The 23531-nt window shown below is 61.2% G+C and carries 27 protein-coding genes and 1 tRNA gene; 13 read left to right on the forward strand and 15 right to left on the reverse strand.

What is annotated here, in order from left to right; genetic code table 11:
• Nucleotides 1-35: 35 nt before the first annotated feature.
• Entirely contained in the window at nucleotides 36-455 is a 420-nt protein-coding gene (locus QO231_RS08025) for a cupin domain-containing protein (protein ID WP_316774953.1), read from the forward strand.
• 52 nt (nucleotides 456-507) lie between these two features.
• Here the strand turns inward: QO231_RS08025 and QO231_RS08030 are convergent, their stop codons facing one another.
• Nucleotides 508-1632, reverse strand: coding sequence for an anhydro-N-acetylmuramic acid kinase (locus tag QO231_RS08030; RefSeq protein ID WP_316774955.1), 1125 nt, complete (start codon nucleotides 1630-1632; stop codon nucleotides 508-510).
• A 63-nt stretch (nucleotides 1633-1695) separates the two neighbouring features.
• Between QO231_RS08030 and tyrS the strand changes: the two genes are divergently transcribed.
• Nucleotides 1696-2949 (forward strand): tyrosine--tRNA ligase, encoded by a 1254-nt coding sequence (tyrS, locus tag QO231_RS08035; protein WP_316774956.1) that lies wholly within the window; start codon nucleotides 1696-1698, stop codon nucleotides 2947-2949.
• Nucleotides 2950-3054: 105 nt separating this feature from the next.
• Here tyrS and QO231_RS08040 read toward each other — a convergent pair whose 3' ends face one another.
• Nucleotides 3055-3192, reverse strand: a complete 138-nt coding sequence (locus tag QO231_RS08040) for a hypothetical protein (protein ID WP_316774957.1) — start codon at nucleotides 3190-3192, stop codon at nucleotides 3055-3057.
• Nucleotides 3193-3238: 46 nt separating this feature from the next.
• Here QO231_RS08040 and QO231_RS08045 point away from each other — a divergent pair, with 46 nt between their 5' ends.
• A complete protein-coding gene (locus tag QO231_RS08045) occupies nucleotides 3239-4168 on the forward strand; it encodes a GNAT family N-acetyltransferase (RefSeq protein ID WP_316774959.1) in 930 nt (309 codons plus the stop codon).
• Between the two features lie 64 nt (nucleotides 4169-4232).
• Nucleotides 4233-4988 (forward strand): 3-hydroxyacyl-CoA dehydrogenase, encoded by a 756-nt coding sequence (locus QO231_RS08050; protein WP_316774960.1) that lies wholly within the window; start codon nucleotides 4233-4235, stop codon nucleotides 4986-4988.
• Here QO231_RS08050 and QO231_RS08055 read toward each other — a convergent pair.
• The 3 genes from QO231_RS08055 to QO231_RS08065 form a co-directional block, all read right to left on the reverse strand.
• Nucleotides 4985-6790 carry an ABC-F family ATP-binding cassette domain-containing protein gene (locus QO231_RS08055; RefSeq protein ID WP_316774962.1) on the reverse strand — a complete coding sequence of 602 codons (1806 nt, stop codon included), beginning with the start codon at nucleotides 6788-6790 and terminating at the stop codon, nucleotides 4985-4987. The genes QO231_RS08050 and QO231_RS08055 overlap by 4 nt on opposite strands.
• Before the next feature lie 72 nt (nucleotides 6791-6862).
• Nucleotides 6863-7603: a GNAT family N-acetyltransferase gene (locus QO231_RS08060; RefSeq protein WP_316774964.1), complete on the reverse strand. Its 741-nt coding sequence runs from the start codon at nucleotides 7601-7603 to the stop codon at nucleotides 6863-6865.
• Between the two features lie 82 nt (nucleotides 7604-7685).
• Entirely contained in the window at nucleotides 7686-8156 is a 471-nt protein-coding gene (locus QO231_RS08065) for an outer membrane protein assembly factor BamE (protein ID WP_316774966.1), read from the reverse strand.
• Nucleotides 8157-8240: 84 nt separating this feature from the next.
• Between QO231_RS08065 and QO231_RS08070 the strand changes: the two genes are divergently transcribed.
• The 8 genes from QO231_RS08070 (at nucleotide 8241) to QO231_RS08105 (ending at nucleotide 13776) form a co-directional block, all read left to right on the forward strand.
• Complete coding sequence (locus tag QO231_RS08070; RefSeq protein WP_316774967.1) at nucleotides 8241-8777, forward strand: YceD family protein; 537 nt, start codon at nucleotides 8241-8243, stop codon at nucleotides 8775-8777.
• A gap of 214 nt (nucleotides 8778-8991) precedes the next feature.
• Entirely contained in the window at nucleotides 8992-9198 is a 207-nt protein-coding gene (rpmF, locus tag QO231_RS08075; RefSeq protein WP_316774968.1) for a 50S ribosomal protein L32, read from the forward strand.
• Nucleotides 9199-9219: 21 nt separating this feature from the next.
• Nucleotides 9220-10347, forward strand: a complete 1128-nt coding sequence (plsX, locus tag QO231_RS08080; protein WP_316774970.1) for a phosphate acyltransferase PlsX — start codon at nucleotides 9220-9222, stop codon at nucleotides 10345-10347.
• Nucleotides 10344-11315 (forward strand): beta-ketoacyl-ACP synthase III, encoded by a 972-nt coding sequence (locus QO231_RS08085; protein WP_316774972.1) that lies wholly within the window; start codon nucleotides 10344-10346, stop codon nucleotides 11313-11315. Before plsX ends, QO231_RS08085 begins: the two co-directional genes overlap by 4 nt.
• A 100-nt stretch (nucleotides 11316-11415) precedes the next feature.
• Entirely contained in the window at nucleotides 11416-11721 is a 306-nt protein-coding gene (gene ihfA, locus QO231_RS08090; protein ID WP_316774974.1) for an integration host factor subunit alpha, read from the forward strand.
• 15 nt (nucleotides 11722-11736) lie between these two features.
• The gene (locus QO231_RS08095) at nucleotides 11737-12522 is read left to right on the forward strand and encodes a MerR family transcriptional regulator (RefSeq protein ID WP_316774975.1); all 786 of its coding nucleotides are present in this window, start codon (nucleotides 11737-11739) and stop codon (nucleotides 12520-12522) included.
• Nucleotides 12523-12582: 60 nt separating this feature from the next.
• Nucleotides 12583-12659: transfer RNA gene (locus QO231_RS08100), tRNA-Pro, on the forward strand.
• Between the two features lie 43 nt (nucleotides 12660-12702).
• The gene (locus QO231_RS08105; RefSeq protein ID WP_316774977.1) at nucleotides 12703-13776 is read left to right on the forward strand and encodes a 2'-deoxycytidine 5'-triphosphate deaminase; all 1074 of its coding nucleotides are present in this window, start codon (nucleotides 12703-12705) and stop codon (nucleotides 13774-13776) included.
• Between the two features lie 19 nt (nucleotides 13777-13795).
• Here QO231_RS08105 and QO231_RS08110 read toward each other — a convergent pair whose 3' ends face one another.
• From QO231_RS08110 to QO231_RS08140, 7 genes are all read right to left on the reverse strand, one after another.
• Complete coding sequence (locus QO231_RS08110; RefSeq protein WP_316774979.1) at nucleotides 13796-14038, reverse strand: hypothetical protein; 243 nt, start codon at nucleotides 14036-14038, stop codon at nucleotides 13796-13798.
• A gap of 66 nt (nucleotides 14039-14104) precedes the next feature.
• On the reverse strand, nucleotides 14105-14713 hold the full coding sequence (gene scpB, locus QO231_RS08115) for an SMC-Scp complex subunit ScpB (protein WP_316775010.1): 609 nt from the start codon (nucleotides 14711-14713) through the stop codon (nucleotides 14105-14107).
• A gap of 53 nt (nucleotides 14714-14766) precedes the next feature.
• Nucleotides 14767-15558 carry a segregation and condensation protein A gene (locus QO231_RS08120; protein ID WP_316774981.1) on the reverse strand — a complete coding sequence of 264 codons (792 nt, stop codon included), beginning with the start codon at nucleotides 15556-15558 and terminating at the stop codon, nucleotides 14767-14769.
• The gene (gene nagZ / locus QO231_RS08125; RefSeq protein WP_316774983.1) at nucleotides 15551-16555 is read right to left on the reverse strand and encodes a beta-N-acetylhexosaminidase; all 1005 of its coding nucleotides are present in this window, start codon (nucleotides 16553-16555) and stop codon (nucleotides 15551-15553) included. Before nagZ ends, QO231_RS08120 begins: the two co-directional genes overlap by 8 nt.
• Complete coding sequence (locus tag QO231_RS08130; RefSeq protein ID WP_316774986.1) at nucleotides 16552-17520, reverse strand: SPOR domain-containing protein; 969 nt, start codon at nucleotides 17518-17520, stop codon at nucleotides 16552-16554. The genes nagZ and QO231_RS08130 overlap by 4 nt, the downstream gene beginning before the upstream one ends.
• A gap of 84 nt (nucleotides 17521-17604) precedes the next feature.
• A complete protein-coding gene (gene argS, locus QO231_RS08135) occupies nucleotides 17605-19350 on the reverse strand; it encodes an arginine--tRNA ligase (protein ID WP_316774987.1) in 1746 nt (581 codons plus the stop codon).
• A 150-nt stretch (nucleotides 19351-19500) separates the two neighbouring features.
• Complete coding sequence (locus QO231_RS08140; RefSeq protein WP_316774989.1) at nucleotides 19501-20670, reverse strand: deoxyguanosinetriphosphate triphosphohydrolase; 1170 nt, start codon at nucleotides 20668-20670, stop codon at nucleotides 19501-19503.
• 82 nt (nucleotides 20671-20752) lie between these two features.
• Here QO231_RS08140 and QO231_RS08145 point away from each other — a divergent pair, with 82 nt between their 5' ends.
• Nucleotides 20753-21076 (forward strand): HesB/IscA family protein, encoded by a 324-nt coding sequence (locus QO231_RS08145; RefSeq protein ID WP_316774991.1) that lies wholly within the window; start codon nucleotides 20753-20755, stop codon nucleotides 21074-21076.
• 9 nt (nucleotides 21077-21085) lie between these two features.
• Here QO231_RS08145 and QO231_RS08150 read toward each other — a convergent pair whose 3' ends face one another.
• From QO231_RS08150 to QO231_RS08160, 3 genes are all read right to left on the reverse strand, one after another.
• Complete coding sequence (locus tag QO231_RS08150) at nucleotides 21086-22003, reverse strand: DMT family transporter (RefSeq protein WP_316774993.1); 918 nt, start codon at nucleotides 22001-22003, stop codon at nucleotides 21086-21088.
• On the reverse strand, nucleotides 22000-23076 hold the full coding sequence (locus tag QO231_RS08155) for a DUF6902 family protein (RefSeq protein WP_316774995.1): 1077 nt from the start codon (nucleotides 23074-23076) through the stop codon (nucleotides 22000-22002). The genes QO231_RS08150 and QO231_RS08155 overlap by 4 nt, the downstream gene beginning before the upstream one ends.
• A gap of 69 nt (nucleotides 23077-23145) precedes the next feature.
• Nucleotides 23146-23531, reverse strand: a 386-nt coding sequence (locus tag QO231_RS08160; protein WP_316774996.1) for a DUF6749 domain-containing protein, incomplete at its 5' end; no start/stop codon positions are given.

Here is a 23531-nt window from a genome sequence, read left to right on the forward strand (position 1 = left end):
AACGACCCGTGACACGATTGCCAGAGACTGCGCGCATGACAGCCGACGAGATCATCACCCACCTGGGCCTTGCGCCGCATCCGGAAGGCGGCTGGTTCCGGCAGACATGGGTTGCGGAGAATTCCGGCCGACCCGGCGGCACCTGCATCTATTTCCTGCTGCAAGGCGATCAGGTCAGCCACTGGCACAGGGTTGATGCAACCGAAATCTGGCTGTTTCACGCGGGCGCGCCTCTGGTTCTTTCCATCAGCGCAAACATGGACGGCCCCGCGACTGATCACCTGCTGACACCAGACCTGACAAAAGGCGCGCCGCAGATCATCGTGCCCGAGGACCATTGGCAATCGGCGCAGAGCACTGGCGCACATACGCTGGTCAGCTGCACGGTTTGTCCCGGATTTCAGTTCGAAGGCTTCACCCTCGCACCGCCCGGATTTGACATCCCACGGAACTGAGCAGCCCCGGTTCAATATCTCGCGAACAAGGCACCGAACGACTACGTCGCGCTTAAACCAGGCTACCTGCGCGCGTCGGGTTGCTGATCCTGCCGCCGCCAACGGGCCGCTGCACGCCGGTTGTTCCTGGACAGGAAGTCGGCAGCCCCCGCGCCACGCGGACCGCAAGATAGGCAAAGGCCTGCGCCTCGAGCATGTCGCCATCCAGCCCCACCGCCTCGACCGGCTCGACCGGGCAGTCCAGAGCGGTCGCCAGCATCGCCATCATCACCGGGTTCAGCCGCCCGCCTCCGGTGACCAGCAACCGGGTCGGTGGTTGCGGGCAAAGGCCAATCCCGCGCACGACTGCGGCGACAGACATGGCCGTCAAAGTGGCAACGGCATCGACATCGGGCAAACCGTCGACCAGCATCGCGGCCGCCTCAAAATCGTTTCTGTCCAGTGATTTGGGCGGAGTTCGTGCAAAATACGGCTCTGCGAGAAATCGCTTCAGCGCGCCTTCATCCACGGTACCACGCGCGGCGACGGCGCCGTCCCTGTCCATTTCTGCCCCTAGGCGGGCCTGCATCAGGTCATTGATCGGCGCGTTTGCCGGACCGGTGTCAAAGGCCAGCAATGCGCCGTCAGCTTCGGGTTGATCAAATGATGTGTCCACGTAGGTTAGGTTGCCGACACCGCCAAGGTTGAGGAAACAGATCGGCGCCTGCGCGGCGATCTTGCGGGCACATGCGAAATGACAGAACGGCGCCAGCGGCGCGCCTTCGCCACCTTGCGCGACATCGTCGCTGCGGAAGTCCCAGACCACCGGCACGCCCAGCACGTCGGTCAGACTGGCCCCGTCGCCAACCTGAAGCGTCCCGCGTCCGCGTGGTTCATGCGCCACGGTCTGGCCGTGAAACCCGACGAGTTCGATCCCTTCGAATTCGGCAATCACCTCGCGATGGGCCGCATCCACAACAGCCGCGGCAGCCGCCACTTTGGCGCCAGTCCAGTGCCCGAGGGCCGCGCGCAACACGGCCTTTTCGTCGGTGGAGTAGGCGCGGTATCGACCCGGCCCAGAGGCCGACAGGGTGTGCCCATCGGTCTCGATCACCGCCGCATCCACACCGTCGAGCGAGGTGCCCGACATCAGCCCGAGCGCCCGCACCGTGCCTGTTCCCTTTGCGGCCTTATCCATGGCCTTTTCCTTTGCTCAACTGCCGCCTATACACTGCCCCGCAACACCAGCCTGAGGCAAGCCATGACCTACCATCCCAAATCAGATTTCATCGCGACGATGATCGAGCGCGGTTTTCTCGCCGATTGCACCGATTATCAGGGCCTTGACGATGCTCTGATCGCCGGGATCGTACCGGGCTATATCGGGTTCGATGCGACCGCCAAATCGCTGCATGTCGGATCCCTGATCCAGATCATGACCCTGCGCTGGCTGCAAAAGTCCGGCGGCAAGCCGATCACGCTGATGGGCGGTGGCACGACGAAAGTGGGCGATCCCAGCTTTCGTGCCGACGAACGCCCGCTGCTCACACCGGCGCAGATTGACGACAACATCAGCGGTATCCAGAAGGTCTTTGCCAAGTATCTCGACTATGGCGATGGCCCGAATGATGCATTGATGATCAACAATGCCGAATGGCTGGATGAGCTGAACTATCTCGAATTCCTTCGCGACATCGGTCGGCATTTCAGCGTCAATCGGATGCTGTCCTTTGAGTCGGTGAAATCGCGGCTGGACCGGGAACAATCCCTGTCCTTTCTCGAATTCAACTACATGATCCTGCAAGCCTATGATTTCCTTGAGTTGAACCGCCGTTACGGCTGTCTGGTACAGTTTGGCGGCTCGGACCAATGGGGCAATATCGTCAACGGCATCGACCTGACGCGCCGAGTTCTGGATCACGAGATCTACGGGCTGACCACGCCGTTGCTCACCACGTCGGACGGCAAGAAGATGGGCAAGACCGCCGATGGCGCGATCTGGCTCAATGCTGACATGCGCAGCCCTTATGAGTTCTGGCAGTTCTGGCGCAATACGACGGATGCGGATGTGGGCCGCTTCCTCAAGCTCTACACCGAGATGCCGGTTGACGAATGCAACCGTCTGGGTGCGCTCGAGGGGCAAGAGATCAACGAGGCAAAAATCGTCCTCGCCAACGCAGTCACGACCCTGTGCCATGGGGCCGATGCCGCAGCCACCGCGCAGGAGACGGCGCATGAAGTGTTCGCGAAAGGCGGGGTTGGCGATGACCTTCCAACGCTCGACCTGTCGCGCGCGGAACTCGGCGATGGCATTTCCATCGTGCAGGTCATCGTACGCTCGGGGCTTGCGAAATCGGGGAAAGAGGCCAAGCGCCTGATTGCCGAACATGGGGTACGGATCGACGATGCGCCCTTGACCGACGCCGGACTGATGCTCGACGCCGCGGCGTTGTCGTCGCCAATCAAGCTGAGCGCGGGCAAGAAGCGCCACGTGTTGGTGCAACTGTCGGACTAGAAAGTTCCACGTATGATCCGGGCCATCCGGGATGACCCAACAGGTTGAAATTGATGATTTCAGGCCGCGTTGGGTTGCGTAGATCAAACGCGAAACGCTCTTGGCCTAATGAAACAGCCAGTTGATCAGGCTGAGGATCAGAAAGACCGGCACTGACAGGATACAGGCCAGCAGCAAGGCCGCCGCCCGCGTCGGGCGCGCGGCAGGGCAGTTGATGTCATATACTGTGTCGGATCTCGCCATGCCCCTATTAACCCGCCTTTAGGTTAATGCCGGGCTAATACGGCCCATGCTTGATAGCATCCCCAGTGCGACCCACCGTCCCTGCCCCCTGCAGCAACATCCGAATTTCGGTGCGGCCCTGCGCGCCTGTGGACAGGATCCATTGGTTCTGCCTCCACCCGACCCTGTGGTGATCTTGCGAAGACGGCTGGGCGGACGGCTGCCCGTGGCCATGCTGGCCCGTTCGGACCTGGCCGCGCTGCCGTCCGAGGATGGCGCGTTGCGCGACTGGTTGCGTCGCACCGGGCTGGAGCGCGCACCGATCCTGCTGTCGCCCGATTCTCCCTGCGCCGAACGGCTTGCAGATCTGGGCGCGGTGCCGGTGATGACTCCCGCCAGCGTGGCCGAAATTGACCTGACACTGCCCGAGGAACACCGCCGCGCCCGACTGCATCAGAAATGGCGCAACCGTCTGACACAGGCCGAGACCCGGAGCCGTTTGCGCGTCTCGCTCAGCACCCGCGCCCCCGCCCGCGGACATTGGCTGTTCACGGCGGATCGCGCCTTGCAGAAGCGGCGCGGCTATCGCAACTGGCCCGAGGCCCTGACGCTGGCCTATGGGCAGGAAAATCCGAAACAGACGGTGCTTTTGACCGCGTATAGCGGGCGCGATCCGGTCGCCGCGATGCTGTTTCTGCGCCATAGCCGCGCGGTCACCTATCACATCGGCCACAGCACGCCCGCCGGTCGAAAGCTGTCGGCCCACACATTGCTGCTGTGGCAGGCGGCCTGCTGGTGTGCGGCGCAGGGTCACCAGCGTCTCGATCTGGGCCTGATCGACACGCAAAACGCCGCCGGGCTTGCCCGGTTCAAACTGGGCAGTGGGGCCGATGCCCGAAAACTCGGCGGCACCTGGCTCTGGTGGCCCCCTCTCGGAAGAACGCTGCGCGGCCTTTCGGCTCTTGATCGCCGATCAATGAAGAGTCTGCCACACTGACGACTGGACATGCCCTGTGCCCAACGGTTAACTGAACACATGTTCAAATGAGGGGGAGCCACCCATGAAACTGTCCACCACAGCCGCAGTCATCACCGGCGGCGCATCCGGCCTTGGCGAGGCCACTGCCCGCCACTTTGCCGAAAACGGCGCGCAGGTGACAATTCTGGATCGGGACGCGGATCGCGGGACCGCCGTTGCCGCCGAGATCGGCGGGCATTTCGCCGAAACCGATGTGACCAACGAGGACTCCGTCGCTGCCGCAATCGCATTGGCGAAGGACAAGATGGGCAAGATCACCGCCTGCGTCAGCTGCGCCGGAATCGCTCTTGGTATCAAGACTGTCGGCAAGGACGGCCCGCACCCGCTGGACGCATTCAAACGCACGCTTGACATCAATCTCGTCGGTACATTCAACGTCTCGCGGCTCGCCGCCGTCGAAATGGCCAGAAACGCGCCCGAGCCCGATGGCGCGCGCGGCGTGATCATCAACACCGCCTCGGTCGCCGCGTTTGATGGGCAGAAAGGCCAGACCGCCTATGCTGCCTCAAAGGGCGGTGTCGTGGGTTTGACCCTGCCGATGGCACGCGATCTGGCAAGCACAGGTATTCGGGTGATGACCATCGCACCCGGCATTTTCATGACGCCGATGCTGGCGGGCCTGCCCGAGGACGTTCAGAACCAGCTGGCCGCCGATGTGCCCAACCCGCCGCGTCTGGGTGATCCGTCGGAGTATGGGCGGCTTGCCGGGTTCATCGTCGAGATGGGATACCTCAACGGCGAGGTGATCCGCATCGACGGCGCATTGCGGATGCGTTAGCCGCCTGCCTTCTCTTCCAGATGCAGCCACTCCTCTTCTGACGCGGCGAGCTTGCTCTGCCGTGCAACAAGCGCCTCGGTGGCCTTTCGAAACTTGGCTGGCTCGCGGGCATATAGCTCGGGGTCGGTCATCAGGTGTTCCAGCTTGGCGATTTCGGCTTCGAGGCGTTCGATTTCACCGGGCAACGCCTCCAACCGGTGCTTTTCGGTAAAGGACAGACCGGATTTGGAAGACGCAGGCTTCTGCGCTTTGGCTTTGGCGGGCTTGGATTTGCTCTCGGTTGATTCGGGCCTGCTGCCGCGTTGCGACATGTAATCGCTCCACCCGCCCGCATAGAGCGTCGCGCGCCCATCGCCCTCCATCGCCACCGTGGCGGTTGCGACCCGATCCAGAAAATCGCGGTCGTGACTGACCAGCAGCACCGTGCCGTCATAGTCGTCCAGCAATTCCTGCAAAAGGTCGAGCGTTTCCACATCCAGATCGTTTGTCGGCTCATCCATGACCAGCAGATTGCTCTGCCGCGCCATCAGCCGCGCCAACAGCAGCCGCGCTTTTTCGCCGCCAGACAGCGACCGAACCGGCGCGCGGGCCTGCGCCTCGTCAAACAGGAAATCCTTGAGATACCCCACCACATGCCGTGGTGCCCCGCGCACCATCACCTGATCGGCCCGGCCTGATACACGCATGTCGGCATCGCCGGTCAGGCTGTCCCAAAGAGTCATGTCCGGATCAAGCTGGGCGCGGGCCTGGTCGAACACCGCAACCTCAAGGTTGGTGCCGAGTCTGACCTGACCCGAATCAGGCGCGATTTCTCCAAGCAGCATCTTGAGAAGCGTCGTCTTGCCAACACCGTTCGGGCCGACAAACGCGATCCGGTCGCCACGTTGCACGTTGAGTGTAAAGTTCCGCACGATTTCGGTATCGCCGAAGGCTTTGGAAATCCCCTCGGCGTCAATCACCTTCTTGCCGGATTTCCCGCCCGACGACAGCGCAAGATCGGCTGTGCCCTGGCGCCGGATCTGGCTGGCGCGTTCGGCCCGCAGGTCTTGCAACGCACGAACGCGGCCCTGGTTGCGCTTGCGCCGGGCGCTGATCCCTTCGACCGCCCAACGGGCCTCGGACTTGATCAGCCGGTTCAGCTTGTGCCGCTGCATGTCCTCTTCTTCCCACAGGGTATCGCGCCATGCCTCGAACGCGTCAAAGCCCTTGTCCTGTCTGCGCACGACTCCCCGGTCGATCCAGAGGGTTGCGCGCGACAGGGCGCGCAAAAAGGCGCGGTCGTGGCTGATCATCACATAGGCGGCGCGGGTCGCGGACAGTTCCCGTTCGAGCCACTGGATTGCCTCGATGTCCAGATGGTTGGTTGGTTCGTCCAGCAGCATCAGATCAGGCGCTTCCCCCATCAGTTTGGCCAGCGCCGCGCGCCGTCTCTCACCACCTGACGCGGTCGCCACCGGACGATCGGGATCAAACTTCAACCCCTCGCCGGCGCGCTCGACCCGATACATCTCGCCCGGGTCCAGCCCGCTGGCGGCATAGTCGCCCAAGGTTGCAAAGCCCGCCATGTCCGGGTGCTGTTCCATGTACCCCACAGACGATCCCGGGGTGACAACGACCGAGCCCGCATCGGCCTCGACGAGGCCCGCCATCACCTTCATCAACGTGGATTTCCCGGATCCATTGCGCCCGACCAACGCCAGTCGGTCGCCGGGCTGGATCACCAGATCAAGTTGTGCGAACACCGGATCCCCGCCAAAGCCGAGGGAAATGCCGGAAAGCTGAAGCAGGGGTATACGCGCCATGGCTGCCAGCTAAACCGCCTTGCCCGAAGCGTCAACGTGCCGGATGCATGTTTCGTGGATCATCGGCGCGAGCTATCGCACCAGTGCACGCAGCAACCGTTTGCGGCTCTCGGGAATGGCACTGATTTCAAGCCCGGTGAACACATGCAACGTATCCATGTGTTGGTCGATCACGGCGTGGTCACTGACCTTTCCCCCCATAGCCAGATAGCTGCGCAAGAGCGGCGGCATCTGCACCTGGGCGCGGGCCTCGTCATGGCCCTGCTCATGATTTTGAACATAGGGGATCGTGCGCAGCGCTGTTGTCATCAGATTCCATGACTTTGGCGCAAGGTGGCGCGCGGCAAGTTCGGCGAATGCACCTCTGTAGGGCTCCGGATCCGTCCCCGCGAACGAACTACAGCCGATCAGCATACGCGCCCCGACGTCATCAACAAGGCGCGTCAACGCCCCCCAAGCCGTCCGCAGAATGTCCGCATCGCGCAAACCTGGCTCGACGCAGAAGCGTCCCATCTCGACCAGCGGACCGACCTCGCTCAACAGATGCCCGAAATCATAGAATTGGGCGCAATAGCTGCGGTCGATATCTGCAGGGCCGCGCAGCACGCATAGCCGAAAGCAACACACGACCGTGCCGGTCTGACAGTCCTGAACCAGCATATGCAGACAGGTCTCATCAAAGATGTCGGCGTCCGGTGCGGCGAGCGCAAACCCACGTTGTCGCAGAGCTCTTGCTGTGGCGATGTCGTCACCGGTCCGTGCCTGGCGCACATGATACCGGCCTTGGGTCGGAAAAGAGTTCTGCTCAAGCATGACATACTCGTATGGCAACCAGACGAATCGTAGGTCTGCAATGTCACAGGATCAAGCCAGAATGCAAAAAAGGCCTGCTGGATTATTCGCTCACGACGCTGCCCGGACCGAGGTTGCCGATATTGCCGAGAAGCTGACGCAGCAGAGTCTTGTCGTTGACGCTGGATTCGGTAACCCGACGATTCAGGGCGATCACCCGGCCGTCTTCCAGGCCGAACCGTTCGATGTTCTGCACGACCCCGGACTGGCTAAAACTGATCGCCACCAATTGACGCTCGACGACCTTTGGCTGCAGCGCACCATAGTGGCGCAGGCGCGAACTCACATAATAGTAGCCGCTATCGTTCAGCACACCGGAAACGGACGGCACCCCGACCGCCTCGGCGACGGTATCGCGGGTATCAACCCCGACGGTGACCTTGGCCAGGTCTTCTTCGGTCGGCACATAGCCGTGATTGCGATAGATCGCTGTGCATCCGGCGATCGCCAAACCGACGGCCAGAATGACCGCCGTGCGCAATGCCGGTCTGATACGCGATGCTGTGCCGATCATGGCTGCCCTCTTGCCTTGGCGTGGTACGCCTTTTATCCCGATTACAGAAACCGGACGGATGGTTCAAGAAACGAAAGTCCCACGATGCCAGACAAAACCGCCCTGCGGGTCGCTGACCTGCCGCAGAATGCACCAACCGCGTTTGAACTGCGCCCCGGCCCCGACACCCAGAAGGCCCTGGCTGACGAACTTGGTCTGAGCGGTTTGCGCAAGCTGCGCTTTGCCGGACAGGTCAGCGCTCAGGGGCGTCGCGACTGGGAGCTGACCGGCAAGCTCGGCGCGACGGTGGTACAGCCCTGCGTCGTCACGCTGGAGCCGGTGACAACCCGCATCGATGTGGATGTGCGGCGTTTTTATGCCGCAGATCTGCCAGACATCGCGGATGAAGAGGTGGAGATGCCCGAGGATGACAATGTTGAAAGATTGGGCAGCGTGATCGACCCTGGTGCCGTGATGGCCGAAGCCCTGACGCTGGCGCTCCCGCTCTATCCGCGCAAGGATGGGGTTGAACCGGAAAAATCGAGTTTTGCGGGAAAGGGAATCAAACCCATGACTGACGACGATGCACGCCCCTTCGCCGGCCTCGCGCAGTTGCGCGACACGCTGAAAAAGGATAGCTAGCGGCCAACGACACTCCAATCCTGTCGGGCCTGTGGAAAAATTGCTTGCACCTGCAGAAAATCGCAGTATTTTCGCGCGCTCACTGGATTTAAGGTTGGACATCGCACGGGCCGCGGCCTAAACGCACGTCACGCCGGTCAGAACGATACGCGAAACAAGAAATGCAACTCGGCCCCGGATCGTCCGCTGGCCCCTATCAGACAAAGGTTGAGACATGGCTGTCCAACAGAACAAAGTATCCAAATCGCGCCGCAATAACCGTCGTGCGCACGATGCACTGGTTGCTGCAAACCCGAACGAATGCCCCAATTGTGGCGAACTCAAGCGTCCGCACCACGTGTGCGCCTCCTGCGGTCATTATGACGACAAGGAAATTGTCGTGCTGACCGAAGAGATCGACCTGGACGAAGACGCCGCGTAAGTCGGACAGGCCAGCCCCTGAATGACGGCCCAGCCCGATCAGAACCCGGCACAAGCCGACCGCATCATCATTTCGGTTGACGCCATGGGCGGAGACAACGGTCCAGCGGCCGTTGTGGCAGGGATTGCGAAATCTGCAGACAAGAACCCGGAAATCGGGTTCATCTTGCATGGCCCGGAAGCCGAGCTGCGCGAGCTTGTTGCCAAGCGGACGATCCTGAATGACCGGGTCTTGTATCGGAACACGACCGACGTCGTGACGATGAAAGACAAGCCGCGGGACGTGATGCGCAATGGCAAGGGCACGTCCATGTGGTCGGCACTGGAGTCGATGAGCAACGGCGAAGCGGCGGGCGTTGTTTCCTGCGGCAACACCGGGGCGTTGATGGCGCTGAGCGTCATTCGGCTCCGCAAGCTGCCGGGCGTAAATCGCCCGGCCATTGCGATTCTCTTTCCCTCCCGCAATCCGCAGGGATTTACCCTGATGCTGGATGCGGGCGCTGATATCCGCGCGGATGAGCGCGATCTGTTGCAATATGCGCTGATGGGAGCGTCCTATGCGCGCAATGGCCTGGAACTGAGCCATCCCCGTGTCGGTTTGCTGAATGTCGGCACCGAAGAGCACAAGGGACGCTCGGAATTGAAAGACGCACATGGTCTGATCGCGGGTTTTGCCGAGCAGGCCAATTTCGAGTTTGTCGGCTTTGTCGAAGGCAGTGACATTCCCGGCAAGGTTGCCGATGTCATTGTCACCGACGGGTTCACCGGTAACGTCGCGATCAAGACCGGAGAAGGCACGGCCCGCCTGATCGCCTCATTGCTGCGCGAGGCGTTCAAGTATTCGTTCCTGTCCAGGTTGGCATCGGTACTTGCGATCACGTCGATGGGGCGGCTGAAAAAGCGAATCGATCCCCGTCGCGTCAACGGCGGTGTCTTCTTGGGTTTGAATGGCACGGTGATCAAATCGCATGGCAGCGCCGATGCCACCGGTGTATCGGCCGCGGTCAAACTGGCGTTCCAGCTTGCAAAGACCGGTTTCTCGGAAAAACTGGCCGCTCGGGTTGCATCCACCGTAGAGCTTGCCCAAGATGCACCGGAACCGCCCGATGACACGGCGGAACAACAAGAAGAAGAAAAAGGTCAGGCATGACACTTCGAGCAGTTGCCATCGGGATCGGGCACTATCTGCCGGAACGTGTGGTCCCAAACTCAGAATTCGAAGCGACACTGGATACCACTGATGAATGGATTCAGTCGCGATCCGGCATTCAGCAACGACATTTCGCTGCCGAAGGTGAAACCACGTCTAATCTGGCCGCCAGGGCCGCCGAGGCCGCCTTGCAGGACGCAGGGATCACCACCGCCGATGTGGATGCAATCATCGTCGCAACCTCGACCGCCGACCTGACCTTCCCGTCCGCCGCGACCATGGTTCAATCAGAGCTTGGCATGACGCATGGATTTGCGTTTGACATTCAGGCGGTCTGTGCCGGCTTTGTCTATGCGCTGAGCACGGCAAATGCGATCATCCTGTCGGGTCAGGCGCGGCGGGTGCTGGTCATTGGCGCGGAAACCTTCAGCCGGATCATGGACTGGACCGACAGGGCGACCTGCGTCCTGTTCGGAGACGGTGCCGGTGCGCTTGTTCTCGAAGCGCGCGAAGGCGACGGCACAGCGGCCGACAGCGGAATTCTGGCAACCGATTTGCATTCTGACGGACAGTTCAAGGATTTGCTCTACGTGGACGGCGGCGTTTCGACCCAGAGCACCGGGCATTTGCGAATGCAGGGCAACCAGGTCTTCCGCCACGCTGTCGAGAAACTGGCATCGACTGCGGAGACGGCTCTGGAAAAGGCCGGGCTGACATCGGAAGACGTGGATTGGATCGTGCCGCATCAGGCCAATATCCGGATCATACAGGGCACCGCGCGCAAGATGGGCCTTGATATGGACCGCGTGGTCGTCACGGTGCAGGATCATGGCAACACGTCGGCTGCATCGATTCCGCTCGCCTTGTCGGTCGCTAAGCAACGTGGCCAGATCAAACCGGGCGATTTGATCGTGACCGAGGCGATTGGCGGCGGACTGGCTTGGGGCGCCGTGGTTCTGCGCTGGTAGTGCTCCGCGCAATCACGCTTATCTCTGCGCTTGCAAATCATTGATATTGACAGCGAATTTGGGTCGGCCCTATGCTGCGGTTCAACATTAGGGGGTAACGATGGGCGAAAAGACATTGACGCGGATGGACCTGAGCGAAGCTGTTTTCCGAGAAGTCGGTCTTTCGAGAAACGAAAGTGCCCAGCTTGTTGAAAGCATGCTCGAGCATATGTCCGATGCACTGGTGCGCGGAGAGCAGGTCAAGATTTCCTCTTTCGGCACCTTCAGCGTACGCGACAAGTCTGCCCGTATCGGACGAAACCCCAAGACCGGAGAAGAAGTCCCGATTCAACCCCGCCGCGTCCTGACCTTTCGCCCATCGCATCTGATGAAAGACCGGGTTGCAGCTGGCAACAAGAATTCCTGATCCGGAGTCGCACGTATGACCAAGTCGCCTGACGCATTTCGCACAATCAGCGAAGTGGCGGATTGGCTGGGCATCCAGGCCCATGTCCTGCGTTTTTGGGAAAGCAAGTTCAGCCAGGTAAAACCGGTAAAGCGCGCCGGTGGGCGTCGGTACTACCGGCCAGCGGACATGCAATTGCTGGGAGGTATCAAGCAATTGCTGTACGAAGACGGGCTGACAATCAAAGGCGTTCAGAAAATTCTGCGTGAACAGGGCGTTAATCATGTTTCTGCCCTGTCTGCCCCGCTAACGGAAAGCGCTGCCGACGACGGCGCGGCGATGCAGCACCGCGAAGATCAGGTTTCCGAGGCCCCTGTAACAACCGCAGATCAGCCAGTCTCGCCGGCCGAAGTTGCAAACGAGGTTGTGCCAACGGTCTCGCCCGAGCCCGAAATCGCACCAGACGACGATGGCGCAAACGATCAGGAACAACTGCCTTTGCCTGCGTTCACACACCGGCAGGCAGTTGAGCAAGCGGCTCCGACAGCAGCGACCACCGCCGCCAACGAAGACCCGGTTGAGACACCGGCGGAGGTGACTGCCCCCGCCACGCCAACTGAGGCCCCTGCCCGACCTGCGGAACCGGCTGCCCTTGTCGTGGATGCGCCAGATCCGCCTGACGAAGACGAAATCCCCTACAAACCGGGGCTTCTGGTCGATCTGGTAAAGTTCGGCTCCCTTCGTGCGGAGCAGGTGAGCGCTGCGAAACCCTTGGTCCGGGCATTGGATGAGTGGCTGGAAAAAGTGTCCGGCGCGGCATAGGACAATTCCGGTGATTCCCTCTTGCTCCCGGTCTGAAAACCGGTATGAACGGCCCATCGTCGGGCTATGGCGCAGCCTGGTAGCGCGTCCGTCTGGGGGACGGAAGGTCGCAGGTTCGAGTCCTGCTAGCCCGACCAAATCATACCGACGATTTCCCCCCCGATCGCCATGGGGAACAAGATGACAGGCGTAAGTCCGAATCAGCAGATCACCGCGATGCTGGAGAGTGGGGCGATTTCCGCCACGATGCCCATTGCATCCGGGCAGATCCAACCTGCCAGCCTTGATCTGCGCCTCGGCAACGTCGCCTATCGTGTCCGCGCCTCGTTTCTCGCCGGACCCGGACGCACCGTGCGCGAGCGGATGGCGGATTTCACCATGCATGAGATCGACCTGAGCGGTGGCGCGGTGCTGGAAAAGGGCTGCGTCTATGTCGTGCCGCTCATGGAGAGCCTCGCCCTGCCCGCCAATATGTCGGGCGCTGCCAGCGCAAAATCATCCATCGGGCGTCTTGACTTGCTGACCCGCATCATCACCGATCGCGGCCTTGAATTTGATCGGGTCGCGCCAGGGTATCACGGCCAGCTTTATGTTGAAATCTGCCCTCAGAGCTTTTCCGTCATCGCCCGCACTGGCCAGATGCTGAACCAGATCATCTTTCGCACCGGCAAGACGGTGATTGACGATGACGACCTGCGCGACATCCATGCGGCCACGCCCATCGTGTCCGGAGAGGCGGTGATTTCGGATGGGCTTGGCTTTTCCGTCGATCTGCGGCCCGAGACCGGAACGCTGGTCGGCTATCGGGCCAAGCCCCATACCGGGGTGATCGATCTCGCCCGGCTGAACCACTACGCCCCGGACGATTTCTGGGAGCCAGTGCGCACCGACACGGGCTGGATCATTCTCGATCCCGGCGCATTCTATATTCTGGTGAGCCGCGAGGCGATTTCGATCCCGCCGCATTGTGCCGCCGAGATGGCGCCTTATCTTGCCATGGTCGGAGAGTTCCGGGTGCATTACGCGGGCTTTTTCGACCCCGGCTTTGGCTATGCACCGGCGGGCGGCGCAGGTTCACGCGGGGTGTTGGAGGTACGCTGCCACGAAGCGCCGTTCGTTTTGGAACATGGTCAGATCGTCGGCAAGCTGGTCTATGAACGGATGGCAGAGGTGCCAACACAGCTTTACGGTGCGGGAATTTCTTCGAATTACCAAGGTCAGGGGCTCAAGCTGTCCAAGCACTTCCGCTCCTGAAGACGCCTGCACAGCTCTCTTACAGTTTGGTGATACGTGAGGTGCGGCTTGCCATCTGCACGGCGCGTTTGGCCTGGCGTTGCTGCTCGGTCATATTAGGCTGATTGCCCGCGTTCTGTTGCGCCTGCGCCTCGCCGTCCTTGGATGCGGTACGTCGGCGGGAGAAATCCGAGGCAGCACCAATACCGGCGTTGACCCCCTTGTGAATGGCCTTTCGCATCAGGATGCGCACCACCATGTTGATAACCTGATTCATGTTCATGCCGAATCCCTAACTTGTTTGCACATACATATGCCGGATTTCGTCAATTTCAGCGTGTAGATAGTATCAATCTTCAAACAATTCCGGCTGTCCCGCGCTGATCTCATCTTCGTCGTCGCCTCCGTCGCCCATCGTGGGAAGCGCGCTCAGCGGCAATCGGCTTTCCAGAAGGCCCGCAGATCGCAGTTCCTTGAGCCCGGGAAGATCGCGCGCGCTCTCCAGGCCGAAATGATCAAGAAACTCGGGCGTGACAACAAATGTCACCGGTCGCCCGGGTGTCATCTTGCGCCGCCCGAACCGAATCCACTCCATTTCCAGCAACTGATCCACTGTGCCGCGCGATACCGATACGCCCCGGATTTCCTCGATCTCGGCCCGTGTCACCGGTTGATGATAGGCGATGATCGCCAGAGTTTCGATGGCCGCGCGGCTGAGTTTGCGGGTTTCCACGGTTTCCTTCTGCATGAGAAACCCGAGATCGGGAGCGGTTCGGATCGCCCAAGCGTCGCCCACCTTGAGCACTTGCACGCCGCGCCCTTCATAGCGTTTGCGCAGACGTGCCAGCGCCTCTGCCGCGTCGCAACCGTGCGGCATCCGCGCCTCGAGATCGCGCACTGTCACCGGTTCCGCGCTGGCGAACAGCACCGCCTCGACCATGCGTTCCTGCTCACCCATCGGCGGCGCCTGAAACAGGCTCTCTGACGGGGTATCTGCTGCACTTTCCTGGGTCACGAGCCTTCATCTTTCCTGCGCAACTGTATCGGGGAAAAGCATTCCGATTGCCGAATTTCCAGATGCCCCTCCTTTACCAGTTCAAGCGATGCGGCAAAAGTCGACGCCGTGGCCGAGCGGCGGCGCATTGGGTCGCCATCCCATCCCTCGGGCATATAGGTCGTAAGGTCTGTCCATGTCCCCGCAAAGCCGATCAGGGGCCGCATCCGGTCCAGCGCCTGTTCCATGGTAAAGACCGACTCCCGATCCATGACAAAGGGGCGAAATTCATCCCGGGTGCGGATGCGGGCATAGCCCTGCATCAGGTCAAGCAAGGTTGCGGTATAGGTCACCGTCTTGATCCGGGTCACGTCCTCGGCCTGGCCACGGGCAAAGAAATCACGCCCCAACCGATCCCGCCCCATCAGGCGCGCCGCCGCATCGCGCATCGCCTGAAGTCGTTCGAGTTGAAAGGCCAGATGCGCCGCAAGCTCTTCGCCGGATGGCCCCTCTTCGGTGGGATCGGGCGGCAGCAACAACCGCGATTTCAGGAACGCCAGCCAGGCCGCCATCACCAGATAGTCAGCGGCAAGTTCGAGCCGCAGGGCCTTGGCCTTTTCGACAAAGCCCAGGTATTGCCGCGCCAGTTGCAAGACCGAGATCTTGCGCAGGTCGACCTTTTGCGTCCGCGACAGGGTCAGCAGCACGTCCAGCGGGCCTTCAAAGCCATCGACATCGACAATCAGCGCCTCGGCGGCCACGCGTTCGGCCACCGACATCGTGTCTTCCTGAAAGGGAGTCTCAGCCATAGACCTTTCCGCTCATCAAGCGGTGAAGGTCGGCTTCGCAGGCCGGAATGTCAAGTTCCGCCGGGTCACGCCGGGCGGCCAGCGCGGCCTCGGCACGCGTCTGGGCGGCAGCGGTCATTTCTCCTGCCGCGTCTGCCACCTCTGCCCGTTCCGCGATCGTCCCGTTGCAGTGCAGGATGACATCACACCCCGCCGCGATGGCCGCGCGCGAAAGGTCGGTCAACGATCCGGACAGCGCCTTCATCGAGATGTCATCGGTCATGATCAGCCCGTCAAACCCGATTTGTTCGCGGATTACCGCCATCATCCGGAGCGAAATCGTGGCCGGTTGCTCATCGAACGCGTCATATACCAGATGCGCCGTCATCCCCATCGGCAGGTCGTTGAGCGCTCGAAACGGTGCAAAATCGGTGTCGTCCAGTGCTTCGGCATTCACCGACACATGCGGCAGGTCAAAGTGGCTGTCCTGCGTCGCGCGGCCATGGCCCGGAATGTGCTTGACCACAGGCAAGACTCCGCCCGCCAGCATCCCGTCGGCAGCGGCGCGACCAATTTGCGCGATGCGGTCAGGCTCTTCGCCATAACATCTATTCATCAGGAACGGATGGGTCTGCGGCCCCGCCACATCGACCATCGGCGCGCAATTGCTGTCGATCCCCAACGCGCGCAATTCATGCGCGATCAGCCGATAGCGCAGGTACATCGCCCGTTCGGCTCCGTCGCCGGCGTTGGCGACATGTTCGAGAGGCGGCAGCCATTGGCGTGCCAAAGGCGGGCGAAGACGTTGCACGCGCCCGCCTTCCTGATCGATGGTAATCGGCGCTTCACGCCCGACGGCCTCGCGAAAGTCGGCACAGAGCGCGCGGATCTGGTCGGGTGTTTCGAGATTGCGGGCAAACAGGATGAAACCGAACGGGTTCACCTCGCGAAAGAACGCCTTTTCGTCCGCACTCAGCCGGAGACCGTCAGCATCAAGGATCGTCGCGCCGAAACTCATCTGGTGACAACCGGGATGCAGTCTGCCTTTTCCGCAACCAGAACAGAACAAAAGCGCCGTGCCTCGGCCAGATCGTCAAAACCCATCGCCCGCAGGCGATAGAACGTGCGCCCGCCACTGTTGGCCTTCTGCACGACGCGCGATTTGCCGTTCATGTAATCGCTGAACGTGCTGGCGAGCCTGTCCCATTCCTGCCGCGCAAGGTCAGCACTTTCAAAGGCACCAAGCTGCGCAAGCCGGGTTCCGACCGGCAGGCTGTCAGGATCAACATCCAGCCCCGGTTTCAGCGCAACCGGCGTCACAACCGCCCTCTCGCCCGACGCACGGATCGGGCGGGGTTTCGGGCGCAACGACCGGGCCGGACCCGGGCCGGTCACATCCGCAGGCGTCGCATTTGCATCGTCGCTGGCAATTGCCGCCTGCGCCGAGGCGACGTCGGCCGGCTGCTCTACCCGTGCCGAAGCTTTGACAACCGTGGTGTCCGCCTGCTCGTCAGAGCCAGACAGGACACCCGCAAGCAGGCGGTCGACCATTGAACTGACAGTGCCGGGATCGGGCGCCCTTTCGGTGGTTTCCGGTTTCTCGGCCATGATCTCTTCGCCGGGTTTTGCGGGCTGATCCTCGTCGGCTAGGTCAACCGGTCGCGGTGCAAGAATGAGCCGGTCTGCCGGAGCCTCGGCCGTGCCCTGTGCTGCCACCGCATTTACCGCCAGCCCCTGATGGTCGGCAGGCAGGCCACCCGGGTTATCCGGCTGCACCCTCATTGGCCCTTCGACCGCGCGCACAACCGGAACACCGCTGACGTCGCGCATGACCAGTTGATATCCCCACATGCCGATCCCCGCGATCAGTGCCAGGGACGCCGCTGCGCCCAGCACGTTCAGCGCCGCACCAAAGGGCGCCCCGCCTTGATCACCAGAGGAATCCTGTTCACCCACGTCATGCGTGGAATAGAGTTCTGCCATGTCCGCCTCACTGCCCTTGTGCACCGATAATGTGGTGCGATGGGTTCTCGTTGCTGCCTCGGACCGGCGTTTCGGGCGAAATTGTTATCGCATCTCCTGCGCCGGTGTAACGCCGAGAATACCAAGACCTGCGGAAATAACAACGGAAACGGCACGGGCAAGCGCCATTTTTGACTGGCTGGTGGCGAAATCGCCCTCTTGAATGAACCGCAAGTCGGTCAATTCGTTGCCCCGGTTCCACAGCGCATGGAAGTCACCGGCGAGTTCATAGAGGTAGAACGCGATGCGATGCGGCTCGTTCGTGCGGGCCGCGATTTCGACCAGACGCGGCCATTCCGCCAGCTTCTTGGCGACGTTCAGTTCAGCTTCGTGGTCCAGCACTGTCAGGTCAGCACCCGTCAGCGCAGAGCCATCGGTCGCGATCCCGGCCTCTGCCGCCCGCCGCATCACGCTCATCACACGGGCATGCGCATATTGTACATAAAACACCGGGTTTTCGCGCGATTGTTCCAGCACCTTGTCAAAATCAAAATCCAGCGGTGCATCATTCTTGCGCGTCAGCATGACAAAGCGTGTCACATCCGCCCCGACCCGATCCACCACATCGCGCAGCGTCACGAAATTGCCGGCGCGCTTGGACATCTTGAACGGCTCGCCGTCCTTGAAGAGACGCACGAGCTGCGCGAGCTTGATATCCAGCGGCACGGTGCCACCAGACAGCGCAGAAACCGCCGCCTTCATCCGCTTGACATAGCCGCCATGATCGGCCCCGAACACATCAATAAGTGCGTCGAACCCTCTGGAAACCTTGTCATAATGATAGGCGATGTCCGGCGCGAAATAAGTCCAGCCGCCATCCGACTTCATGATCGGGCGGTCGACGTCGTCGCCGTGATCGGTTGATTTGAACAGCGTCTGCTCGCGCGGCTCCCAGTCTTCGGGCGTCTTGCCCTTGGGGGGTTCCAACACACCGCGATAGATCAGCCCCTTGCCCCGCAAGTCCTCGATCGCGGCTTCGATCCGTCCGGTGCCGTAAAGGGATTTCTCGGAAAAGAACACGTCCATTTCGATGCCCAACGACGCAAGATCGGCACGAATGAGCTTCATCATCGCATCGGTCGCATGATCGCGCAGTGTTTCGAGCCAGACGCTCTCGGGTTGATCGACCCAGATATCGCCTTTTTCCGCCGCCAGTTCCTCGCCCACCGGGATCAGATAGTCGCCGGGATAGGTGCCGTCCTCGAATGCGACCTCCTGCCCCAGTGCTTCGAGATAGCGCAGGTAGACGGACCGCGCGAGCACATCGACCTGCGCCCCGCCGTCGTTGATATAGTATTCGCGCGTGACATCATGGCCGGCAAACTGCAGCAGGCTGGCGAGCGCATCGCCAAACACCGCGCCGCGCGTATGACCAACATGCAGCGGACCGGTGGGGTTGGCGCTGACAAACTCGACATTGACCTTTCGGCCCTGCCCCATCTCCGAACGGCCAAAATCCGTACCGGTTTGCAGGACCTCACCAATTACCCCCTGCCAGACCGCCGGGGCGAGGCGCAGGTTCAGAAACCCCGGCCCTGCCACGTCTGCGGATTGGACACGGATATCCGCGACCAGCTTGCCCGCAAGCATCTGGGCGATATCGCGGGGTTTCATCCGGGCGGGTTTGGCAAGCACCATGGCGGCGTTGGTCGCCATATCCCCATGCGCCGGATCCCGTGGAGGTTCGACCGCGACATTCGTGAAATCCAGACCATCCGGCAACGCGCCCTCCGCCACCATGGCATCAAGGCTGTGCAGTACAAGCGTGCGAATATCGGCAAACAGATTCATCTCGGGATCCTCAGGGCTTTGGCGCGGTGTATCATGCGCGCCGGGACGGTCAATGCTCCGCTTCTCCGGCCCTTCACGACTTTCCGGTATCCCGGGTCGCCTTCATCCCTCAATTGACGCGGGGGCGGCACTGCACACGGTTCAGGTACGCTAGAGAGGCGGACGCCGGTCGGTCCGGTCATCGGGCTGGCACAGCCGCGCATGTTCCTGCAGCGCGAAACGGTCGGTCATTCCGGAGATATAATCCGACACGATCCGGGCCAGCGCGGTTTCACCCTGGGCCTCCTCAACATCCTTGCGCCATTGCTTTGGCAACTGATCCGGATGCGCCATGAAATACGGGAACAGATCAGTTACGACATCCGTTACCTCCGCCCGCATGACGACGACGCTCGGCGCGCGGTACATGCGCTCGAACAGGAATGCCCGGATGACCTTGAGCTCAGCGAACATCCCATCCGAGAACTGAACAATTGTCTGCCCTGCATGCCGCACGTCCGAAGCACTTTGCGGGTTCAGCGCGGCCAGCCGGTCGCGCGCCACCGTAATGACATCCTCGACCAGCACACCAAAGAAACGGCGCAGCGCCTCGTGCCGGCGGCGATAATAGTTCAGCCCCGGATACCGGCGATCGACCTCGGCGAAATTCTCCGCGAGAATCGGAAGCTCGGCCAGTTCATCCGTGGAAAACAACTCGGCGCGCAAGCCATCGTGCAAATCGTGATGGTTATAGGCCACGTCATCGGCGATGGCGGCCACCTGCGCCTCGGCGCTGGCATAGGTGCCAAGTTCCAGATCATGGCGCCGGTTGTAACCTTCCAGCGCCCAGGGGATCGGCATTGGCACCGGGCCATTGTGCTTGGCAATCCCTTCAAGGGTTTCCCAGGTCAGGTTCAGGCCGTCAAAATCCGCATAGTGGCGCTCAAGGTTGGTTACGATGCGGATCGCCTGCGCATTGTGATCAAACCCGCCATAGGGCTGCATCAAAGCATGCAGCGCGTCTTCGCCCGTATGGCCGAAAGGCGTGTGGCCGAGATCGTGGGCAAGCGCCACCGCTTCGGTCAGCTCCGCATTGAGCCCAAGTGTTCCGGAAATTGTACGGGCCACCTGGGCGACCTCGATCGAGTGGGTCAGTCGGGTACGATAATAATCTCCCTCATGCTCCACAAAAACCTGTGTCTTGTGCTTCAGCCGCCGAAAGGCGCTGGCGTGAATGATCCTGTCCCGGTCGCGTTGAAAACACGACCGAAAGCAGCTCTCCTCTTCCGTCACCAGCCGTCCCCTGCTGTCCGACGGATCCGAGGCATAGGGCGCATGCATTTTCGGTTGTCCTTGTCGCCTGTCCTTGGGATTTCTATATGTTAGGAGGACGCCCATTGAAACCGCTGCGGAGTAAGCAACGATGAACCTGCCCCCCAAAGTCACGGACCGTGCGTTTGCCCGGCTTGCCGAGATCGGTGCCTGGGATCAGGGTCAGGCCCTGCGCGTGGCCGTCGAAGGCGGCGGATGCTCGGGGTTTCAATATGAAATCGCCCTGGATGTCCCGGCCGAGGATGATCTGATTCTGGAAGGTCAGGGTCAGAAGGTTGTCGTGGACACCGTATCGCTGCCGTTTCTCGAAAACGCGGTGATCGATTTCACCGAAGAGCTGATCGGCGCGCGCTTTGTGATCGACAATCCGAACGCCACGGCGTCATGTGGCTGTGGTACATCATTTTCAATGTAAAACAAATCACTAGAGGTCAGTCTTTATCCCATTTATTCGCAATGGCATGCTCGGTACTGCCGGTCGTGTCGTGGCTGGCACGAACTGATCCCAGACCAGAAACAAGCCGCTGCCGATAACGATTGCAACGCCCAGATACGTGCCGGGTGCCGGGAATTCACCGAAGAACGCGGCCCCCAAACCGACCATCCAGACGAACTGCAGGTTCATCAACGGCGTCACCGCATAGGCCGCCAGCAGACGCAGCGCCACGACAAGCAACCAGCGCGCGCCAAACAACAGCGCCGCATAAGCGACGATAAGGCCCAGATCGGACAAGGGCATGGGTTGCCAGACAAAAGGCAAGGCCAGCGCCATCACGCCAAAGATCGCAAGGTTAGGATAGAACACCTGCGCCAGGCTGTTGGATTCGTAGCGCCCGATGAATCGGGCCATGATCATTGAAAGTGTGCCGAAAACCGCGGCGGCCAGGGCAAACCCGTGCCCCACCGTGACCGATCCCAACCCCGTCGGAAACAGGCACATCACGCCCACAAAGCCCGCAACCAGTGCCGCCCATGCTGCCGGGCGCACATGCTCCCCAAGGATCAGCCCCGACATCAAACCGGCGAGAATCGGCATCAAACCGATGAACAGAAAAACCTCGGCAAAGGGAAGATGGCGAAATGCGTAAAAGAACGACACGGCGGCCAGGACGGTGGCCCCGGCCCGAAGCGCCATCGCGCGGGGACAGTGGGTGCGGAATCCCCGTTGTTGTGAACGGTGCCGGTCCGCAAGTGCGCACAGCGCAACGACGATCAACCCCGACAGGCAGAACAGCTGAGGTGCCGCATAGCCGCCCGCGATCAGTTTGGTGATCGCATCTGCGGATGAGATCAGGGCGGTGTAGATGACGACCAGAGCCGCCCCGAATGCGGCTGCCCTCACAGCGCCACGCCGCGCAGGCCAGTGCGCGCGAACCCGGCAAAGAAATCCTCGAACTTGTCGCTGCTTTGCTGCGCCTCGCAAAGAATGTCGTGGCCGATTTCGGTCAGAGAGCCTTCGACATGGGCGCGCATGCTGTTCCAATCCGCACTGCGGGCGTCTTCGAGACGAAACATGCATTCGGACATTTCGCGCAATGGCCCGGCATATGGCTCGGCGCGGTAGAAAGCCATCCGATCATCGGCGGTTTCCTTGTGAAACGCATCCCGGCCGGACACTGCCATCAGCCAGTTACAGACAAAATAGTCATGGTAGTTGTCCGCAGTCCCCACATGCGGGCCGGTTTCCACGCTGAAACGATGGGTTTCCCGCTCAAGCCAGCTTTCCCAGATTTGCGACGGACCCTTTCCCGCATACCGCAAGGCCACGCAGATTTCGGCAAGCAGATCGGCGTTCTGATCCAGGTAGGCAAGGATGCCTGCAAACTCGAGCGACGTGATCGCCGCAGAGGACAGATGGGGATCGCGCCGGCCGTATTCGCTCAGGTAAAAGACAATATGGGTCAGCTCGTAGGCAGCTTTCTTGTTGGGCATCGCAAAGGTTTCGGAGCGATCAATGAAACTGCGCACACGATCTTCGAGTCCGGCGTCACCGGGAAGCGGATCGATACCCCGCCGCACCATCAGCCGACGGGCCTCGAGCCTTTGCAGGTCAGAGAGTTCAGCCTCGGCAAGCCCCTCTTGCGCGACCCAATTGGCCAACGCTTCGGCCTTGTTCCCCGGCAAACCCAGGTCTTCGAGATCCAGACAGATCGACAGAAGAAATCGGTAGTATTGTGGAAAGAACCCCAGACGCTTTTCGACCTGGTCATAAAAGCCCTGGTGCGGGGTCAACGCCTGTTCGTTCAGGTTCAGCCCCGTGCATTCCAGGATGTTCAAAAGCTCGGCATTTTCCTTGAGCCAGAATACATCATCCCCAAAACGGCGATACTGCGCGAAACTGGCGATCAGGGCGGCGCGCCGTGCTGCACCGCTTTGACGCTGGGACGGAACGTTCAGATGAATGACATTCGACATTGGGATTCCCCTTTTCAAATGGCGTCACTCTGAACGCCCCGCTTCCAACTTCAGACGATCAGATCAGGCTTAGCTGCCCGACGAGAACATTTCGGTCCGCTCACCCAGCGACGCATTGCTGCTGGCGACAGGTGCGGAGCCAGAGGAGAACATCTGTGTGCCTTCGCCGGTGATCGCATCGCCGCTGGCGACAGGCGCCGAGCCGGACGAGAACATCTGTGTGCCTTCGCCGGTGATCGCATCGCCACTGGCAACCGGAGCGGAGCCGGACGAGAACATCTGTGTGTCTTCGCCGGTGATCGCATCGCCACTGGCAACCGGAGCGGAGCCGGAGGAGAACATCTGTGTGCCTTCGCCGGTGATCGCATCGCCGCTGGCAACCGGAGCGGAGCCGGACGAGAACATCTGTGTGCCTTCGCCGGTGATCGCATCGCCGCTGGCAACCGGAGCGGAGC

The sequence above is a fragment of the Sedimentitalea todarodis genome (assembly GCF_032595355.1).
GTDB classification, from domain to species: Bacteria; Pseudomonadota; Alphaproteobacteria; order Rhodobacterales; family Rhodobacteraceae; genus Sedimentitalea; species Sedimentitalea todarodis.

Excerpts from the sequence above, each read along its gene's own strand:
- QO231_RS08025 (WP_316774953.1), top strand. The coding sequence starts at position 36 with ATGACAGCCGACGAGATCATCACCCACCTGGGCCTTGCGCCGCATCCG.
- QO231_RS08030 (WP_316774955.1), bottom strand. The coding sequence starts at position 1,632 with ATGGATAAGGCCGCAAAGGGAACAGGCACGGTGCGGGCGCTCGGGCTG.
- tyrS (WP_316774956.1), top strand. The coding sequence starts at position 1,696 with ATGACCTACCATCCCAAATCAGATTTCATCGCGACGATGATCGAGCGC.
- QO231_RS08040 (WP_316774957.1), bottom strand. The coding sequence starts at position 3,192 with ATGGCGAGATCCGACACAGTATATGACATCAACTGCCCTGCCGCGCGC.
- QO231_RS08045 (WP_316774959.1), top strand. The coding sequence starts at position 3,239 with ATGCTTGATAGCATCCCCAGTGCGACCCACCGTCCCTGCCCCCTGCAG.
- QO231_RS08050 (WP_316774960.1), top strand. The coding sequence starts at position 4,233 with ATGAAACTGTCCACCACAGCCGCAGTCATCACCGGCGGCGCATCCGGC.
- QO231_RS08055 (WP_316774962.1), bottom strand. The coding sequence starts at position 6,790 with ATGGCGCGTATACCCCTGCTTCAGCTTTCCGGCATTTCCCTCGGCTTT.
- QO231_RS08060 (WP_316774964.1), bottom strand. The coding sequence starts at position 7,603 with ATGCTTGAGCAGAACTCTTTTCCGACCCAAGGCCGGTATCATGTGCGC.
- QO231_RS08065 (WP_316774966.1), bottom strand. The coding sequence starts at position 8,156 with ATGATCGGCACAGCATCGCGTATCAGACCGGCATTGCGCACGGCGGTC.
- QO231_RS08070 (WP_316774967.1), top strand. The coding sequence starts at position 8,241 with ATGCCAGACAAAACCGCCCTGCGGGTCGCTGACCTGCCGCAGAATGCA.
- rpmF (WP_316774968.1), top strand. The coding sequence starts at position 8,992 with ATGGCTGTCCAACAGAACAAAGTATCCAAATCGCGCCGCAATAACCGT.
- plsX (WP_316774970.1), top strand. The coding sequence starts at position 9,220 with ATGACGGCCCAGCCCGATCAGAACCCGGCACAAGCCGACCGCATCATC.
- QO231_RS08085 (WP_316774972.1), top strand. The coding sequence starts at position 10,344 with ATGACACTTCGAGCAGTTGCCATCGGGATCGGGCACTATCTGCCGGAA.
- ihfA (WP_316774974.1), top strand. The coding sequence starts at position 11,416 with ATGGGCGAAAAGACATTGACGCGGATGGACCTGAGCGAAGCTGTTTTC.
- QO231_RS08095 (WP_316774975.1), top strand. The coding sequence starts at position 11,737 with ATGACCAAGTCGCCTGACGCATTTCGCACAATCAGCGAAGTGGCGGAT.
- QO231_RS08105 (WP_316774977.1), top strand. The coding sequence starts at position 12,703 with ATGACAGGCGTAAGTCCGAATCAGCAGATCACCGCGATGCTGGAGAGT.
- QO231_RS08110 (WP_316774979.1), bottom strand. The coding sequence starts at position 14,038 with ATGAACATGAATCAGGTTATCAACATGGTGGTGCGCATCCTGATGCGA.
- scpB (WP_316775010.1), bottom strand. The coding sequence starts at position 14,713 with ATGGGTGAGCAGGAACGCATGGTCGAGGCGGTGCTGTTCGCCAGCGCG.
- QO231_RS08120 (WP_316774981.1), bottom strand. The coding sequence starts at position 15,558 with ATGGCTGAGACTCCCTTTCAGGAAGACACGATGTCGGTGGCCGAACGC.
- nagZ (WP_316774983.1), bottom strand. The coding sequence starts at position 16,555 with ATGAGTTTCGGCGCGACGATCCTTGATGCTGACGGTCTCCGGCTGAGT.
- QO231_RS08130 (WP_316774986.1), bottom strand. The coding sequence starts at position 17,520 with ATGGCAGAACTCTATTCCACGCATGACGTGGGTGAACAGGATTCCTCT.
- argS (WP_316774987.1), bottom strand. The coding sequence starts at position 19,350 with ATGAATCTGTTTGCCGATATTCGCACGCTTGTACTGCACAGCCTTGAT.
- QO231_RS08140 (WP_316774989.1), bottom strand. The coding sequence starts at position 20,670 with ATGCATGCGCCCTATGCCTCGGATCCGTCGGACAGCAGGGGACGGCTG.
- QO231_RS08145 (WP_316774991.1), top strand. The coding sequence starts at position 20,753 with ATGAACCTGCCCCCCAAAGTCACGGACCGTGCGTTTGCCCGGCTTGCC.
- QO231_RS08155 (WP_316774995.1), bottom strand. The coding sequence starts at position 23,076 with ATGTCGAATGTCATTCATCTGAACGTTCCGTCCCAGCGTCAAAGCGGT.